Raw genomic sequence first — 17,032 nt, forward strand, 5'->3', positions numbered from 1 at the left:
GGAGGGTGTTCAACATGGACGAACAGCCACTAGCGAATGAAACAGAAGAAGGGTTGATTGCTGCAGGATATCGGAAGTATCGTGGTGAAGCGATCGATATTTATTACAACAAAGAGATCTGCACCCACAGCGGTAATTGTGTGCGGGGCAATCCCGCCATTTTTGAAGTTGGACGGCGTCCCTGGGTGATTCCTGATAACGGGGAAGCAGCGCAAGCTGCACAAGTGATCCACACTTGCCCCAGCGGTGCATTAAAGTACATATTGAAGGAGGAAGAACCATGGAAATCTTAGAAGAAAACACTCGATTTGTGTTAAAAGACGGCGACAAAGAAATTGGTGAAATGACCTGGTCGGAAGCGGGCGAAACGCGGTTGATCATTGACCATACCTTTGTCGATCCCGCTTATCGGGGCCAAGGTCTGGCCGAAAAATTAGTGGCAAAAGGGGTGGAAAAAGCCCGCAAAGAACAAAAGAAAATCATTCCTTTGTGTCCCTTTGCCAAAAAAGAATTTGAACGCAAACCAGAATATGCCGATGTTTGGAACCAATAAATAAAAAAGACCCCCATCAGCTCAAGCAGGTATCTTTGAGCTGATGGGGGTTTGTGGTATGGCTGATCAATGTTGGAATTGTGCATGGTACAGGCGATAGTAATAGCCTTGTTCTGCTAGTAGTTCTTCATGGGTTCCTTGCTCCACGATTTGACCGGCATCCATCACCAGGATCTTGTCTGCTGCTCGAATCGTTGATAAGCGATGGGCGATCACAAAGCTGGTTTTGCCTTCCATCATTTTCAAGAAAGCATCTTGGATTTTTTTCTCAGTCAGAGTATCAACCGAACTGGTTGCCTCATCCAAAATCAGCATGGGTGGGTTGCTGATCATCGTGCGGGCGATCGTCAAGAGCTGCCGTTGCCCGTCAGAGATCTTGATCCCTTGATGACCGATCGGTGTATCTAGTGTTTCTGGTAGGCGCATCACATACTCATACATATAGGCATGCTTTAAGGCATCGTAGATTTCTTCATCTGTGGCAGTGTCATTGCCGTATTGCAGATTTTCTCGTAAAGAGGCATCAAAGAGCCACGTATCCTGCAAGACCATTCCGAAGCTTTGCCGTAATTCTTCTCGTTTCAACTGACGAATATCGGTGTCATCGATCTTGATTGCCCCTTTATCGACATCATAGAAACGCATCAATAAATTGACCAACGTCGATTTACCAGCACCAGTTTTTCCGACGATCGCGATGGTTTCTCCAGGTTTTGCGGTAAAAGTGAAATCTTCAATCAATTTTTGACCAGGATCATAAGCAAAAGAAACCTCCTCAAAGGCAATCTCGCCTTTGATCTCACCCAGTGATTGAGATTCTTGGTCATCGGCTGTTTCTGGCTCTTGATCCAATAGCTCAAAGGTTCTTGAAAGTCCAGCTAATGCCGTTTGGATCTGGGTGGTAATTCCCGACAATTCAATGAATGGTTTCGAAAACTGACTGGAGTAGATCGTAAAGCTGGAGATCACCCCAACCGTGACAGCACCTGAACCAGAAAAGTAAAGCAGACCGCCGACAAAGCCGACTGACAGATACGCCAAGTGATCGACGAATCGTGAAAGTGGATTGGTCAAAGAAGAAGAAAACTGTGCTTTTTGCCCCCGGACATTCAATTCTTGGTTGATCGTTTCAAAACGGTTCTGGTTGATGGTTTCTCGATCAAAGGCTTTGACGATTTTTTGATTGCCGATCATTTCCGTAACAAAGCCAGAAATTTCGCCGACGATTTCTTGTTGGCGAGCAAAATGCGATTGAGACGTTCGTGCCACGATCCAGTTGACCAAAAAGATGATCGGGGTCGAAACCAATACGACCAACGTTAAGGGCACACTCATTTGCAGCATGACGACTAAAGCGATCAAGACGACCGAAATACCAGAGAACAACTGGTTAAAGACTGCAGCGACGGCAATGGAAATATTGTCCATGTCGTTGGTAAAGCGACTGACGATGTTGCCGTGGGAGTTTTGGTCATAATAGCGCAACGGCAATGTATTGAGATGGGCAAAGCCTTTTTTACGTAAGTCGGCGACGGATAAATACGCCACGCGGTTGCCTAGTCGCTGGATCAACCATTGACTGACCACAGTCACTAAAACCACTCCGGCAAACAAAAGCAAAATGCGATAGAGGGCGCTGAACTGCACTTGATCGGCACCTATCAGCTGATCGACGGCTTGACCGATCTGATACGTCATATAAACCGAGGAAACACCAGCAGCGATCCCGAGGACAACTGCCGCCCAAGTTTCCTTCGCGTAGGCAGTCAAATAAGGGAGGTAGCGACGAAAGGCCGACCAATCGAATGATTTCTTTTTCATGCTTCTTCCTCCTCTGCCTGTGATGCCACGATTTCTTGGTATTCTTTTGACGTTGCCAGTAGCTCTTCATGGGTCCCTTTGCCTACCAAATTCCCTTGGTCTAAGACTAAGATCTGCTGCGCATCTTGAATGGAGCGAACCCGTTGGGAGATGATGATGACCGTACCACGAATGCTTTCTTTTAAAGCCATCCGCAAATCAAGATCGGTTTGATAGTCAAGGGCACTTAAAGAATCATCCAAAATCAAGATATCTGGTTTAGCGATCAATGCTCTGGCAATCGTTAACCGTTGTTTTTGTCCTCCAGAAAAGTTCTTGCCCCCTTCAAAAATCGGGGTATCCAATTGCTGCGGCAAGGCTTCAACGAAGTCGCGGCTTTGAGCGATTTCTAGTGCACGCCAGCACTCTTCATCGGTGGCATCTTTTTTGCCCCATTGCAAGTTTTCTCGAATCGTTCCCGTAAACAGCACGGCGGTTTGAGGCACCATGGCGATTTTTTGGCGTAATTGCTGTAAAGGCCATTTCCGCACATCGTGTCCGTCAACGATCACTTTGCCATCTGCCACATCGTAGAAGCGGGGGATCAATTGGGTCAAGGCAGATTTCCCACTACCGGTTGGTCCAGTGATACCTAAAATAGACCCCGGTGCGACTTGGAAATCAATGTTTTTCAAGGCTAATCCGTATTCTTTTGAAAAGCGGAAATCAACGTGCTCAAAGCGAATCGCTCCGACGTTGTTTTTCGGCTGATCCATAAAGACTTCTGAAAGTTCGTCGCCGATCGACGGCTCAGTTGCTAGCACTTCGTTGATCCGTGAACCAGATGCTGCGGCACGGGTAAAGATGATCACTAAGTTGGAAACCACGATCAACGCTAAGAGCATTTGATTCATGTAATTGACCAGTGCCAATACTTGTCCTTGCTGCAAATTGCCAATATTGACCTTGAATCCACCGATATAAAACAACGCGATAATGCCGACATTCATGATCAAGGTGGTGGCAGGCGTCAATAAAGCAGAGAGATTTGTGACCCTTAAATAGACATCACTTAAATCATCAGTTGCTTTATCAAAGCGTTTTGTTTCCGTTTTTGTGCGGGCAAAAGCACGAATCACCCGAATCCCGCTTAAATTTTGACTCACTAGTTCGTTTAATTCGTCGAGATGAATTTGAACTTTCTTATATAATGGCACGGTCTTGGCGATGATCCAGAATAAGACGATACAAAAGAGCGGTAAGACGAGTAGGAAAATCAAGCCAGCTTGCCAATCAATGACAAAGGCCATAATCACCGAACCGATACTTAAAAAGGGCGCACGGACCACCAGCCGAATCAGCATCGCCAAAGCAATCTGCATCTGGTTGATATCGTTGGTCATTCGGGTGATCAAGGTATCCGTCCCGAATAAGTTTAGTTCGCTATGGGAAAGGGTGTTGATTTTTTTCATCAAGCGATTGCGTAATTCCGTCCCGAAGCCTTGAGAAGCGACGGAAGCATAATACTGACAGATGACGGCACAGATCATGCCTACCACGGACATCACGATCATCCAGATCGTCATTTCAACGACTTTCGACCAATTGTTTTGCCGTAGCCCCTCATCGACTAAAGCGGCCATCTGCAAAGGCAGCACCAATTCAAACACCGCTTCTAAAAATTTGAAAAACGGACCAAGAATAATCTGTTTGCGATAATCCTTGGCGTAGCGTAACAAGCTTATCATAAAAAACCTCCTAAATTATTTCGGATGAGCAGGATATTCACTGGCTAAACAGGCAAAAACCAAACTATCGGTCCATTCCCCCTTGTTCCACCAGTCTTGGATAAAATGTGCTTCTTGGCGCAATCCAATCCGTTGGCAAAGCTTGGCTGAGGCCTGATTGCGAGCATCTAGCGTCGCTTGGACCCGATGGATCTTCTGACTGGCAAACAACCAGCCCAACAATTCATTCAATGCTTCTTGAGCAAACCCATGTCCGCCAAATGACGGATGGAAGGCATAGCCGATTTCAACGGAAGACGGCTGACCAGTAGACCACACCGACAAATCGCCGATGACCGTTTGGTCGTGTAGTACTGCCAAAGAAAGACCTGCTTGGTCCGTCAAGACTTGCTGTTGACACTTTTTGGCAAAAGCCGCAGCTGCCGTTTCTTTCTGCCAAGGCTCATGAAGTAAGAAACGGCAGACTTCCGCTTGCCGATAAATAGCAAAGGTATCGGCAAAATCACTTTCTTGAAACGGACGAAGCAGTAAACGTTCACTTGCAATAAAACCCATAACAGCCTCCAATTCTTTAGGGACATCTTACCATAGAACGAAATAGCCGAAAACATCCCTTGAAAAATCTGTTTATTTTCTTGCAAAAAAAGTGTAAATCACTTGAAAAGTCTTTTTCTAGGAAAACGAACCTTGCCAGTTGCTGCTCATTTACCACGACTGCCAGCGGGCAAGAAAGGTTTTTTGCCAATCTCCCAAGGGCAAGATCACTCGCTGCATTTGAAAACGGTAGGTTTCCCCTTTATAAGTAAAGCGAATCGGGACGAGCATCCCTACAACAGGATCTTTGTGCTGTTTTTTCAGCTCAGCAAGTGGCACGCTTTTGTGCTGCACGACTTTTGTCGAGAAAAGATTCAACGCCAAAATCGTCAATTGCTGATCATCTAGAACGAGCAGGCTACGGCTGGTGATGGCGTTGAAGGACTGCCATTTTGCATAGCCGATCGCAGCCCCTTCTGTCCTATAGGGGGCAGCCAATGCTTGGAAGGTTTTTTTATTTAAAAGAAACATAGGTAGAAAACTCCTTATCAATTAGAATCAGTTTCGCCGCAAGCAAGCAATCAATAATCAATGCAGGAAAGCGGTCAGTCCGTTGCAAATGGCTGCAGCATTTGCCGAACTTTTTCAGTATACGCTTGTTTGAGGACTAACGGGTGGATTTCTTTGATGGTTGGACCAAATTGCAAGAGAAAATCAGCCAGAAAACCCAGCTCATTGTCGGCAATGTGCCCCTCTAAGCAAAGCTCGCTAGAGCGTTCCACCACTGCCATGTCAGGGTATTTTTCTTGCCACAAGCGTTCCTTTGCCGATAGATCAAAGCGGATGTGATAGCCCAGTGATTGTGTCAACACTTGTTGCTGCAGCTGTTTTTCAGCTAACTGCTGCAAGGTATAGCCTGTTTTTTCAGTCGGAGCAAGTCCCTGCATTGCATCACAGCGATAGCGGCGAAAAGCCTGCTTTTGACAGTCATAGGCCAAACAGTACCAGTAGCCAGCACGAAAATCCAGTTGATAGGGTTGTACGGTCTTGTTCGTTTTTTGATAACGCTGATAGGTAAATTGGATGACCTGTTCTTGTACGATCGCTGAAAAAAGCGCTGAGAGGATCGGCGCACTCGTCAATTGAGGCACCCCTTGAAACGAAACCGCCGTCTCCATTTTTTCTAACCACTCGGTGTCTCCTTGATAAAAAGACTGCAACAGTTTTCGCCGTAGCCCTTGATAGCTCCGATCAAAAGGAGAATCGGTTAATTTTTGTAAGAGCTGCAAAGCAAAGAAAAGGGTATACCGTTCATTTTTGTCAAAGTACAAGGGGGTCAGTTGATTTTTCAAAATCTGATAGCCGCCATAACGACCGGTTTCTACCACGAGAGGCAAGCCCAGCTCTTCCAATGATTGGACATCACGGACGGCTGTACGTTTTGAGATTGCGAAGGTTTCCATCAAATCGGCTAGATGAAAAGTGGTTTTTCCTTGTAAATACAATAGTTCCTGTGTTAAGCGTTCTGATTTTTTCATTTCTTTCTCCAATGGTGCCAAGTTTTGGCAATATTCACAGTTACACTTATGGTAACAAGAAAAGGAGGAACCAACAAATGATCGAACCAAAAATCGCTTTGTTTTTAACTTTAGACGGCAAAGCCCAAGAAGCCATTCAATTTTATCAAGAAACACTAGACGCAACCCTCTTATTTGCCATCACCAACCAGGAGTATCGTGAGAGACTTGATCCAACGCTGGAGATTCTTGCGGGACAAGAACAGTATCTTTCTCACTCCATCCTACAGATCGGAGATTTCCAGTTGCAGCTGGCAGACAATCCACTAGTTGAAGGAGAGACGATTCAGCGAGGCAATCACTTGTCACTGAGTTTGACGCTAGCGGAGAGCCAAATAGCTCAGAAGCTTTATCAACGATTGATGCAAAAAGGCAGTCAGACGATCCAAGCACCAAGTGAGAATGCTTTTGCGTTTTTTTATGCAAGTGTTCGCGATCCATTTGGTGTAATTATTCAGCTGACTGTCGAAAAAGAAGTTGATCCATCCAAAAAGGGTGAATGAAAAAACTCGTTTTTTAATAAAATATCCATAGAAGTTGACTATTTATCCAAGTTTCTTTCAATCCCAGAATTATTTTTAAGGAATGTTTAAAGGACTTCACAGAAAAAGAATAAAACTTCTTAAAAAAATAGGCGGATCGTAAAAATTCTGGTACAATCGGGGAGAGCAATTCAGGAGAAATGAAGGAGGCACTATGGATAGAAAGACGAGATATAAACAGCAAAGAGCCCACAAAGCGCGCAACAAACGCGTGATTATTGGAGGAATCTTTCTTTTCGCCATTGCAGGCATCGTTTTATTTGCCGGCTATACGTATTATGCAGCAAAAAATTCAGTGGATAAAATGTTTAAAGAATCCGCTGTGATCAGCTCTAATAAAAGTAAACAGGACAACTCATTAAAAGCTTCTGACGTGAATTCAAAGTTTGGGATCTTGTTAATGGGTGTTGATAATGATGCGGAACGTGAAAAGACAGAACATTTGGACAGTGCCCGTACCGACAGTTTGATTTACATGGTGTACGATGGCGAAAACAAGAAAATCGATATGGTCAGTCTCCCTCGAGACATTTGGACCAACATTTATGATGGAACAGGAACCGGGACGATTGCTGCTACCGCCAAGATCAATAGTGCATTCACGATTGGTGAGGAAGACGCAACGATTGAAACAGTCCAAAACTACCTGCAATTGCCAATTGACTATTACGTAAACATCAATTTTACCAGTTTTGAGAAAATCATCGATGCCATCGGAGGGATCACTGTTGATGTGCCTTACGACATCAACAAGAAATATACTTCAGACAACACGGGAGAAACATTGATTCCAGAAGGTCGTCAATTGTTGAACGGTGAACAAGCCTTGATTTTTGCCCGTATCCGGAAAATGGATACTGATGTGGATCGAGGAAATCGTCAGCAAGAAGTTATTGAAGCAGCGATCCACCAAGCTTTGAAAATCAATAATGTCACCAAGTACCAAGAAATTTTAGATTCTGTCAGCGAAGATGTGAATACAAACTTTAAGTTTGAAGACTTAGTATCTTTAGCGGGCAATATGTTGTCTGGGTTCGATATTCAAAAACATACCTTTGAATGGTACGATGGGGAATCTTATGATGGACAATCGATCGTATATATTCAAGACTATTCTTACAATGAAATTCGTAACGATATGTTGAAAGCATTAGGTCAAGCACCAGCAGATACACAAGCAGATGCGAATACAGAAGCCCAAACCGGCGTAGGTACCGATACAGGAACCGAAACCGGTGCAGGAACTGGCGACGGATACGGCTCGGAAGTCGTTGATGACGGAACCGGCTACTAATCAAGAGAAAAAAGTCAGGAGCGATCCTGACTTTTTTTGTGCCCTCAGTCCTTTTTAAACCCCAGTGAAGACAAGGTCAGACCCGCAAGCCACTTTCGTTTTCATCTAGGAAGTGCAGTGCTATGCTTAAGAAAAGAGACAGCTTGTTGCAGCGAGTCCGACACCGAAGGAGGAAGTATGATGGAAAAACAGCAAGAGCAAAAAGCCCGTAGAATCGTTTTGCTGACCCATGTCTTAGGGTTGATCATGAAAGCCATCGGCTACTTCTTTAGCGGCAGTGCAGTCTTGATGAATGAAAGTATCCATAGTCTGATCGATTGCATCAATCAAGGACTTCTAGCCATCGGTGAAAACCGAGCACAGCGAGGACGCAGTGAACTGCATCAGTTTGGTGAAGGACGAGCGACCTATTTTTTTAGTACTGTAGTTGCAATGACAGTTTTTTTAGGTGGTGGGATTTTAGCGGTTGTTGAAGCCAGCCGTGATCTGCTAGACCCCACCCACGAAGTGGAACAGCTCCAGCTGGCGGCAGCGATCTTATTTGTCAGTTTGTTCATTGAAGTGACCGCTGTTCAAGAGGGGTGGCAAGAAGTCAAAGAACAAAACAAGCAAAACCAGCCCCTCGTTCGTTTCTTAAAAGAAAGCCGCGATTCCGATCTGCTTTTAGGCTTCACGGAAAATTTATTTGCCTTAGGTAGCGTGACGATCGCCATCGCAGGGATCTTATTGACCGCATTGACGGACAATCCAGTATTTGATTCCCTCGGCGGCATTTTAGGTGGATTGTTGCTAATTGCTGCTGCTGTCTTTTTAGCCAAAGAATTTTATAGCCTCTTGATTGGAGAAGGCGCCTCTGCTTCTGATTTAATGGCGATCAAACAAATTTTAGCCGACCCTGCCATCATTCAAATCAAAGATTTGCGAACCCTCCATCTAAGCCCAGAAGAACTTTTGATCGTCGCCGACCTTACCTTGAAGCTAGGACCCGAAGAACCAAGCGTATTTATCGATACCATCGAACAGCGGATCAAACACGCTCTGCCTGATCTGCGGGTCTATTGCTATATCGAGAGTGAGGAAGTTTCCTCATAAAGTAGAATAATTACGAAGCATTCTTCGGTTGGTGATTCATCATTCAACTGTGGAATGCTTTTTTGTGTCGCCGATTTTGAGAATAAAACGATTTATATGAGAAGGGAATAAGATGGGAACCTGGATCTCGAGACTATTTTGATCAAAATTAGCAGACGTATCTTTTTCATAGGTTACTGAATAAAATGTTTTTAAATTCTAACTAGATAATGGTAAACTCTTTTTGTTTTATTTCACTTGAATTACGTAACCTTGCTTATTTTCTTAAGAACGGTAATTCTCTTTTTTTCAAAGAAGTGACAAATGGTACCTACTACCTTACGATGAATTCTTCTATACTAGGCGTATCAAATGAATTGAGAAAAAAAGGAGAGAAATTGATGCTTGCAAAGATGAATGATGTGATTAAACGCTATGGTGATCAAATGATTTTGGAAAATTTAAGTTTCACGATTCGCAAAGGTGAAATACTTGGCTTGTTAGGACCTAATGGTGCTGGAAAAACGACCACGATCCACTCTTTATGCGGTCTATTATCGATTGATAGCGGAGAAATAAGTATTTTTGGGCAAAAGCAATCGATACATAATCGCAACATTAGACGAGCGATTGGGTTGGTCACTCAGGAGATCACTGTCTGCAATGACTTAACGGTGGTCGAAAATTTGCGCTATTTCGGCAGTCTGTACGGGTTAAAAAAAGAGAGGTTGCATAAAAGTGTTGCAGAAGTGTTGGCGTTTGTTGGCTTAGAAGAGCATGCCAAAAAGAAACCCAAAGCATTATCTGGCGGAATGCAGCGACGGTTGAACATCGGTTGTGCGCTTGTCCATAAGCCCAAATTGTTGATCATGGATGAACCAACAGTAGGAATCGATCCGCAATCACGTAATCATATTTTAGAAGCAGTCAAAAAAATTGCGGCAGCTGGGACAACCGTTGTTTACACCACTCACTATATGGAAGAAGTACAAACAATTTGTGATCGCATTATCATTATGGACTCTGGCAAAGTGATTGCGGAAGGAACGATGCAGGAACTAGTGAAACGATTGCAGCATGAAGAACGCGTTCGCTTTGTCAGCAGCGACCCTTCACCGATGCTTCAAGAAAAAATTGCCTCTATTGCGGGTGTAAAATCCGTTGTTCTGCAAGGGAACGATTATCTAGTAACTTCAAGTTCTGGATCTGGAAACATTCATCGTATTATGGAAATTGCTCAACAACATGGAGCGGTGTCATCTTTCACAGAAGAACGCGCGACATTGGAAGATGTTTTCTTAACCTTGACAGGAAAAAGCTTAAGAGATGGGGGCGGTATTTAATATGATTACATTTGATCGCTTATTTATTCATTATTTTAATCGATTTTTTAAAGATCCAATGAATTTATTGTTCGTCTTTTTGCCATTGGTTTTTGTACTAATCAATGGTTTAGTTAATCAGCAGACGGAAGAAATTGCGGGCTATGATGTTGTATTGACTGCTTCCTCAATTGTGCTGATGCTTTCTTTTCAATTCTTTTTTATGGAAAGTTTTGTGATGGTTTATACAAAGGATCAAAAAACCAGTATGCGGTTTCGTTTAGGGGTTTCACCTGTACCTAAAGGTCATTTTTTTACTGCGATGGCCAGCGGCAGTTATCTGTATGCTTTGTTGCAAGCTACCACAATCATCGTTATTACATCTTTAGTGTTTCCAACCGACTGGGGGAATCTTGCGATTACAGGATTGACCGTGCTTATGATGTCATGCTTTACACATTTATTGGCTCTTTTTGTTTGTCTCGTGACAAAGACCAATGAAACAGCTAGGAGCACCGTACTGGTATTGCCATGGATATTTATGACCATAGGCGGTGGTGTTGGTTTAGAAATTTCAGGTTTTACATTACCAAAGCCAATTCAACTCTTATTTGACTATAGCCCCATTACGCTAGCAACGAATGCTATTCAAGAGACGACCGTTTTGGCAAATGGGATTCGATCTTCGGGGTTCTATCTGGCATGCCTCAGCGGTTATCTAGTTGTAACTGTCTTATTGATTATGATTGTAAAAGGAAAGGAGCGGAATCGATAGTGCCGATTTTTATCTATTCGTTGAAGCGAAGTATGCGTAACAAAGCGGCAATAGTAACACAGTTCGTCCTCCCTATGTTACTGATTTTCTTTCGTCCGCTTTGGCAAAATGAGCAAGCGAATGGCTTAGGCTTGCTTGCTTTGATTATGATGTCCTCCTCTGTCTTTATGACGCAGTCAATCCTCAATGATCGAGAAGATGGGGTCATCGTTCGAATCTTGACCTCCCCAATCACTATGCTTCATTACCTTAGCCAAAATCTCTTATCTGCGGTGTTGCCCCTCATTGTTCAAACGACAATTATTTTAGCTATCGGTAAAGGGTTATATAGTTGGTCTTGGGAATTGACAGCAGGTCTTTTGATCATTTATACCATTTTTGGTTTTGTTTCGGTTGCTTTTGCCTTTGCCTGGTATACCGTTTTCAAATCGAAGGAATCGACGAACTCGATTTTCATGATTTTCTATTCGATTATTGCCATTATAGGAGGTCTCGTCTTTCCGTTAGAGTTGCTTCCTGAGTTGATCCAACGTTTCAGCATGCTTTTTCCAGCGTTTTGGGTATCGAAAAGTTTCACTGAATTAGTTGGCTATGGAATTAATCAACAGTTTTTGTTCTTTCAACTGATTCTATTGCTCTTTGCAGGGACGTTCTTGTTATTCGGAGGTAAAAGGAGTCTGGTATGATGATTGTACCCTCTTTATATTTTCGGATAGTCCATCTAGTATCTTTTTCAATGCTGATTTTTTTTGCTGGGGATAATCCTCAAGGGTTCTTTTTCACCTTAAGTCTAGTGGTATTTTTTCTTTTTAGACAAAGGGTAAAAAATAGCGATTGGAGTTTGTTGTTAGATAGTACACTGTTAATCATCCTCGGCAATAGTATGCCATTTGTCTTATTCATTATCGGTAGCTGCCTGATTTTGTTTCAAGCGATTTTTGCCGGTTACTATTTTTCTTTGCTTTTTGTTTTTTATCCTTTGCTAATCCAAGAGCATTCCTTTTTTATCTATGTTCTTTTTGCTGCGGGATGTGGACAATTATTAAGGCTATGGCAATGCGAACGAAATCAGCGCTTTGTCGCTGCAAATGAAGCAGCCAAATCTTTTCAAGAACATTTGAAATTGCAGCAAGAGCTTCAGTTTGCTCTAAAAGAGGTGGAACAAATGACGGCAGTCATGGAGCGAGCAAGGATCGCTCGCGATCTTCATGACAACGCGGGACATGCGATTATTGGGGCATATATTTCTTTTCAGACGATCCAACCACTGCTTCGATTTGAAGATCCAGAAATCGGAGAACTATATGATACGGCTTTGAGTCATCTTTCTGATGGCGTTGAAAAGCTAAGAGAAGGAGTCCACAACATTAGCACAGTCAATAGGTTAGGTATCGATAGATTAACAGAAATTTGTGATGATTTTTCTTTTTGTCCGATCACATTTATTGCATCTGGTGATAGTACAAAAGTTTCTAGCAATGCTTGGCAGACTCTTGAGTCTTGTTTAAATGAAGGGCTGACAAATATCGTAAAGCATTCAGCTGCGAAAAAAATTACTGTTGAGTTAGACATTACGCCTTATATTGTGCGTTTGAGTATTGAGAATGATGGTATTGTCAGTAAAGATCCTTCTCCTGGGATCGGGTTGAGAAATTTGCGGTATCGATTGAACGCAATTGGTGGTCATTTCGCTGTAGACTCGCAAGAGACATTTAAGGTGATTGCTATTATTCCCATTTTGCAAGTTGCCGATGGTAAAATCAGAAAGGAGGAATCGCACAATGAAACTACTGATTGTTGATGACGATATACTGATCCGCAAGAGCTTGTCATTTGCATTAGCCAGCGAATCGGATATAGAAGTAGTAGGGACAGCTCCAGATGGAAGTACGGCAATAGAGCAATGCAGAGTTCATCAGCCAGATATCGTTCTGATGGATATTCGAATGCCAGGAATTGATGGGATTAGCGCAACCCGTTTGATCAAGAAAAGTCATCCGCTTACCAAGGTCATGGTCTTGACGACTTTTGCCGATAAAAAAAATAGTCTGCAGGCATTAAGTGCTGGGGCTGACGGCTATCTAGTCAAAACAGATAAAATCGCGTCAATTGCGCAAAAGTTGCGTTTGTTGTATGAAGGAACGAGCATCATTGATGGGCCAGTACTACCTCACTTAACACGTCCTGAAACCTCATTGCTGGAAAAATTATCGCCTCGAGAATGTGATATTGCCCGCTTAGTTGCACAAGGGCTGACCAATAAAGAAATCGCTAACCAGCTATTTTTAAGTGAAGGAACGATCCGTAATAAAACGATCACCATTATGGAAAAGCTGGCAGTCTCGAACCGAACACAGCTGGGGATTGCCTATTATGAGGAAAAGAATCAAAAGATATGAGTAATACACTATTTCGTAAAATGATTCCGTAACCAGTTGTTATAAGAGGTCAGAAACGAATAATTTATGTCAAAAAACAACAAGGATGTTTTCTTTCTTGTTGTTTTTTGTTAAAATAAAGTAAAGACAGCAAGCGTTCTCTTTTTAAAGTTATTTTTTTGCTAGAGTTGTAACATTGTAAATCACAACATAGCAGAAGCTTAGTTTATTAAGAAAACACCGAAACGAGTACCTGTTTGGCATTACTGACATGCTGCCCAATCGTCACCAAAAGCGGTGGTGCTAATTTTGTTACGACTGTTTTTTTACACCACTTGTGAAGCAAAATCCTTTGCGAACATCTTCATCCATGATAGGTTAGAAGTAGGCCGGATGGTTTTTTCACAAAGTACGTACATAGAAAGATCACTTGCGACGATTAAAAGAAGCGACTTCATTGCTCGCAAAATGATCGATGCTCAACACACATACCTTTTCCCTCAGCCAGTCAACCTGCGCTTGCTTTTCTTATTGGTTATATTCCCTTCACTCAGCAATTGCCTGAACCGATTCAAATCAAAAAATGACTGTGCAAGGTATCTGTACCGATTTATCCCTTCAGAAACGTGGAAACCCTCGGCAAGAAGTTTATAATTTAAAGGAGGAATTTGATGGAAAAATTTTACCAGCAAAAGACTGAAGAGACCTTGAAACATTTTGAAAGTGACCGCAAGCAAGGCCTAAGCGGGAAAGAAGCCGACAAACGCTTAGAAAAATACGGAGAAAACACGATCCAGCAACAAGAATCCCTTTCTGTATGGGAATTGCTGTGGCATAACTTGAACAACTTGATTGTTTATTTATTGCTAGCAGCTGCGTTACTCTCTTTTGCGATGGGGGAAACGATTGAAGGAATTGCAGTATTGATTGCCGTGGTGATTGCTGTAATGACAGGTTTTATCACAGAATTACGAGCACAAAAATCAATTGATTCTCTTCAAAGCATGATTTACACTACCGCAAAAGTGATTCGTGATGGAGAAGTAATGGAGATCGAGTCGGCAAAAATCGTTCCAGGCGATATTCTCGTTCTGGAAGAAGGGGATGCCATTGCGGCAGATGCCCGCTTACTTGAAACGAGCAACTTTGCCTGCATCGAATCAGCGCTGACTGGTGAGTCAGAAGCTGTTGAAAAAGATGCACGAGAAACCTATGAAGAAGATGTTCCACTAGGCGATCGCCGCAATGTCGTTTTCGCAGGAACTGCGGCAACTCGGGGAAATGCCTATGCTGTAGTGACAGAAACCGGTATGAAGACTGAGGTCGGAAAAATCAGTGACATGCTGACGGGTGACAAAAAGCGTCAAACGCCGTTAGATATCGAATTGGACAAGCTAGGAAAAGCAATCATTATTGCCGCGCTTTTTGCTGCGGTGGCAGTTTTGATCGCTGGGGTCTTGACGAATCAACCATTTGTCGAAATGATCCATATCTCGATTATTTTGGCGGTCGCAGCGATACCTGAGGCAATGCCAGCCGTTTCGACGATCACATTGTCCCGAGGCATGCGGACGATGGCCGAGCACAAAGCACTGGTCAAATCGTTATCAGCTGTTGAGACCCTGGGCGCCACCAGTATCATTGCCAGTGACAAAACAGGGACGCTGACAGAAAACCAAATGACGGTTGCTGAGATCATTTTAGGTTCAGGAGAAATGTTCAAAGTGACAGGAAATGGATATGAACCCAACGGAAAATTTTACAAGGCAGACTCGGAGGATGAAACCGAGATCGATGCAGCCAATCATGATGCGCTGCAAGGGATGATCGAAAATGGTGCTTTATGTACCACCGCCACTTTACGTGAAAACGAAGGGCAATACGAGATCCTCGGTGATCCAACAGATGGGGCGTTCGTCGTTTTAGGTCAAAAAATCGGCATCGATCGCCAAAAAGAGCAGGACAGCGGGCTGAAGAAAATCGCAGAAATGCCCTTTGATTCCGACAACAAATACATGGTGACCGTGTATGAAGGAAAGCACAGGACATTGATCATCAAAGGGGCACCAGACGTCTTGATTGATTTAGCCGATGCTGATGCTAAAGAAAAAGAACAGCTTCATGAATACAATGACACGTTAGCCAGTCATGGGCAGCGGGTGATCGCTGTCGGTTGCATCAAGGATTATCAAGGTGGAACGGACGAAGCAGAGCTGAAAGCAGCACTACAGGAAATCAAGATCCAAGGCTTTGCGGGCATCGTCGACCCGCCGCGAACAGATGTCAAAGAAGCAGTGAAGGTCGCACAAGAAGCGGGGATCCGAGTGAAAATGATCACGGGGGACCATCCGAAGACGGCATCCATGATCGCCAAAGAAATTGGCTTAAAAGACCATGAAAAAACCATGACGGGTCGTGAGATCGATGAATTGGCAGGGCAAGAAGGCTTTAACGAAAAAATCGAAGAAGTCGCTGTCTTTGCTCGAGTTTCACCAAAAAATAAATTACAGCTTGTGGAAGCGTTGCGTGAAGAAGGCGATATCGTTTCAATGACTGGCGATGGGGTCAACGATGCGCCAGCACTCAACGGCGCCGATATCGGGATCGCCATGGGGATTCGGGGGACAGAAGTAGCCAAAGAATCTTCCGATATGATTTTGACGGATGACCGTTTTGGAACGATCGTCGATGCTATCAAAGAAGGACGCATCATTTTTGACAACATCAAAAAATATGTTTCCTTCCTGTTCTCTTGTAATATGGTTGAGATCGTGACGATCTTTCTAAGTGTCATTTTCTTGATGCCCATGCCGATCCAACCGCTGCATATCCTTTTCTTGAATCTAGTCATCGATATTGCTCCAGCCATGGCATTAGCCTTTGAACCAGCTGAAGACGACATTATGAAGCGCCAGCCCCGCACAAAAGCGGATGGCCTCGTTAACAAGCGTTTCTTAGGACGCATCATTTTAAGTGGGGTTGTGATTGGTTTGGTGGCGTTTGGCTTCTTCAACTTCCTGATGCTGACGGATCACGAGTTGCTTTATGCACAAACAGCAACCTTTACCTTTATGGCAGTGGCGCAATTGATGCATATTTTCAACGTTCGTAAGAGCAGCGGCTTTGGTTTAGACAAAACCCTCTTGAAAAACAAACCATTGATGGGGGCATTGCTCCTTTCCGTCGGCTTACAGCTTTCAGCGGTCTATGTACCGTTTATGAATGAGCTATTGGATACGATGCCGATTCAAGCTGGCACGTGGGGCATTATCTTCGCTGCTGCAGCGATCTCTACACTGATCGTGATGGGCTTGAAGAAACTCTTCCAATTAAAATAAAATATATTCTACCGTATTTTCTCAAAACTGGAGTCACGAAGACCCGCAGCCTGATGGTGTACCTTTATCAAAGAATTTCTGATTCGATTCTTGATGAGGT

At 43.5% G+C, this 17,032-nt stretch carries 16 protein-coding genes; 11 read left to right on the forward strand and 5 right to left on the reverse strand.

Going from position 1 to position 17,032, the window contains the following annotated elements:
- Window positions 1-14: 14 nt before the first annotated feature.
- Window positions 15-293, forward strand: coding sequence for a (4Fe-4S)-binding protein (locus A5867_RS06845; protein ID WP_167823029.1), 279 nt, complete (start codon window positions 15-17; stop codon window positions 291-293).
- Window positions 281-553, forward strand: coding sequence for a GNAT family N-acetyltransferase (locus A5867_RS06850; RefSeq protein ID WP_010747845.1), 273 nt, complete (start codon window positions 281-283; stop codon window positions 551-553). Before A5867_RS06845 ends, A5867_RS06850 begins: the two co-directional genes overlap by 13 nt.
- A gap of 66 nt (window positions 554-619) precedes the next feature.
- Here the strand turns inward: A5867_RS06850 and A5867_RS06855 are convergent, their stop codons facing one another.
- The 5 genes from A5867_RS06855 to A5867_RS06875 form a co-directional block, all read right to left on the reverse strand.
- The gene (locus A5867_RS06855; protein ID WP_087627204.1) at window positions 620-2,374 is read right to left on the reverse strand and encodes an ABC transporter ATP-binding protein; all 1,755 of its coding nucleotides are present in this window, start codon (window positions 2,372-2,374) and stop codon (window positions 620-622) included.
- On the reverse strand, window positions 2,371-4,101 hold the full coding sequence (locus tag A5867_RS06860; RefSeq protein ID WP_010747847.1) for an ABC transporter ATP-binding protein: 1,731 nt from the start codon (window positions 4,099-4,101) through the stop codon (window positions 2,371-2,373). The genes A5867_RS06855 and A5867_RS06860 overlap by 4 nt, the downstream gene beginning before the upstream one ends.
- A 15-nt stretch (window positions 4,102-4,116) precedes the next feature.
- The gene (locus A5867_RS06865) at window positions 4,117-4,656 is read right to left on the reverse strand and encodes a GNAT family protein (RefSeq protein ID WP_087627205.1); all 540 of its coding nucleotides are present in this window, start codon (window positions 4,654-4,656) and stop codon (window positions 4,117-4,119) included.
- A 150-nt stretch (window positions 4,657-4,806) separates the two neighbouring features.
- Entirely contained in the window at window positions 4,807-5,166 is a 360-nt protein-coding gene (locus A5867_RS06870; RefSeq protein ID WP_087627206.1) for a hypothetical protein, read from the reverse strand.
- Between the two features lie 74 nt (window positions 5,167-5,240).
- Complete coding sequence (locus A5867_RS06875; RefSeq protein ID WP_087627207.1) at window positions 5,241-6,173, reverse strand: WYL domain-containing protein; 933 nt, start codon at window positions 6,171-6,173, stop codon at window positions 5,241-5,243.
- A 77-nt stretch (window positions 6,174-6,250) separates the two neighbouring features.
- Here A5867_RS06875 and A5867_RS06880 point away from each other — a divergent pair, with 77 nt between their 5' ends.
- From A5867_RS06880 to A5867_RS06920, 9 genes are all read left to right on the forward strand, one after another.
- Window positions 6,251-6,715 carry a VOC family protein gene (locus tag A5867_RS06880; RefSeq protein WP_074535065.1) on the forward strand — a complete coding sequence of 155 codons (465 nt, stop codon included), beginning with the start codon at window positions 6,251-6,253 and terminating at the stop codon, window positions 6,713-6,715.
- Window positions 6,716-6,908: 193 nt separating this feature from the next.
- A complete protein-coding gene (locus A5867_RS06885) occupies window positions 6,909-8,048 on the forward strand; it encodes an LCP family protein (protein WP_086292080.1) in 1,140 nt (379 codons plus the stop codon).
- A 177-nt stretch (window positions 8,049-8,225) separates the two neighbouring features.
- Window positions 8,226-9,140: a cation diffusion facilitator family transporter gene (locus A5867_RS06890; RefSeq protein ID WP_087627208.1), complete on the forward strand. Its 915-nt coding sequence runs from the start codon at window positions 8,226-8,228 to the stop codon at window positions 9,138-9,140.
- A 380-nt stretch (window positions 9,141-9,520) separates the two neighbouring features.
- Entirely contained in the window at window positions 9,521-10,462 is a 942-nt protein-coding gene (locus tag A5867_RS06895) for an ABC transporter ATP-binding protein (RefSeq protein WP_249270024.1), read from the forward strand.
- 1 nt (window position 10,463) lies between these two features.
- Window positions 10,464-11,216, forward strand: a complete 753-nt coding sequence (locus A5867_RS06900) for an ABC transporter permease (RefSeq protein ID WP_249270025.1) — start codon at window positions 10,464-10,466, stop codon at window positions 11,214-11,216.
- Window positions 11,216-11,902: an ABC transporter permease gene (locus A5867_RS06905; protein WP_087627210.1), complete on the forward strand. Its 687-nt coding sequence runs from the start codon at window positions 11,216-11,218 to the stop codon at window positions 11,900-11,902. Before A5867_RS06900 ends, A5867_RS06905 begins: the two co-directional genes overlap by 1 nt.
- Window positions 11,903-12,060: 158 nt before the next feature.
- A complete protein-coding gene (locus A5867_RS06910) occupies window positions 12,061-13,017 on the forward strand; it encodes a histidine kinase (RefSeq protein ID WP_249270026.1) in 957 nt (318 codons plus the stop codon).
- The gene (locus A5867_RS06915; RefSeq protein WP_016608142.1) at window positions 12,998-13,615 is read left to right on the forward strand and encodes a response regulator transcription factor; all 618 of its coding nucleotides are present in this window, start codon (window positions 12,998-13,000) and stop codon (window positions 13,613-13,615) included. The genes A5867_RS06910 and A5867_RS06915 overlap by 20 nt, the downstream gene beginning before the upstream one ends.
- Window positions 13,616-14,265: 650 nt before the next feature.
- Window positions 14,266-16,932, forward strand: coding sequence for an HAD-IC family P-type ATPase (locus A5867_RS06920; protein WP_086292082.1), 2,667 nt, complete (start codon window positions 14,266-14,268; stop codon window positions 16,930-16,932).
- The last annotated feature ends 100 nt before the right edge of the window (window positions 16,933-17,032 follow it).

The organism is Enterococcus sp. 6D12_DIV0197, assembly GCF_002174385.1.
In the GTDB taxonomy this organism is placed as follows: Bacteria; Bacillota; Bacilli; order Lactobacillales; family Enterococcaceae; genus Enterococcus_D; species Enterococcus_D casseliflavus.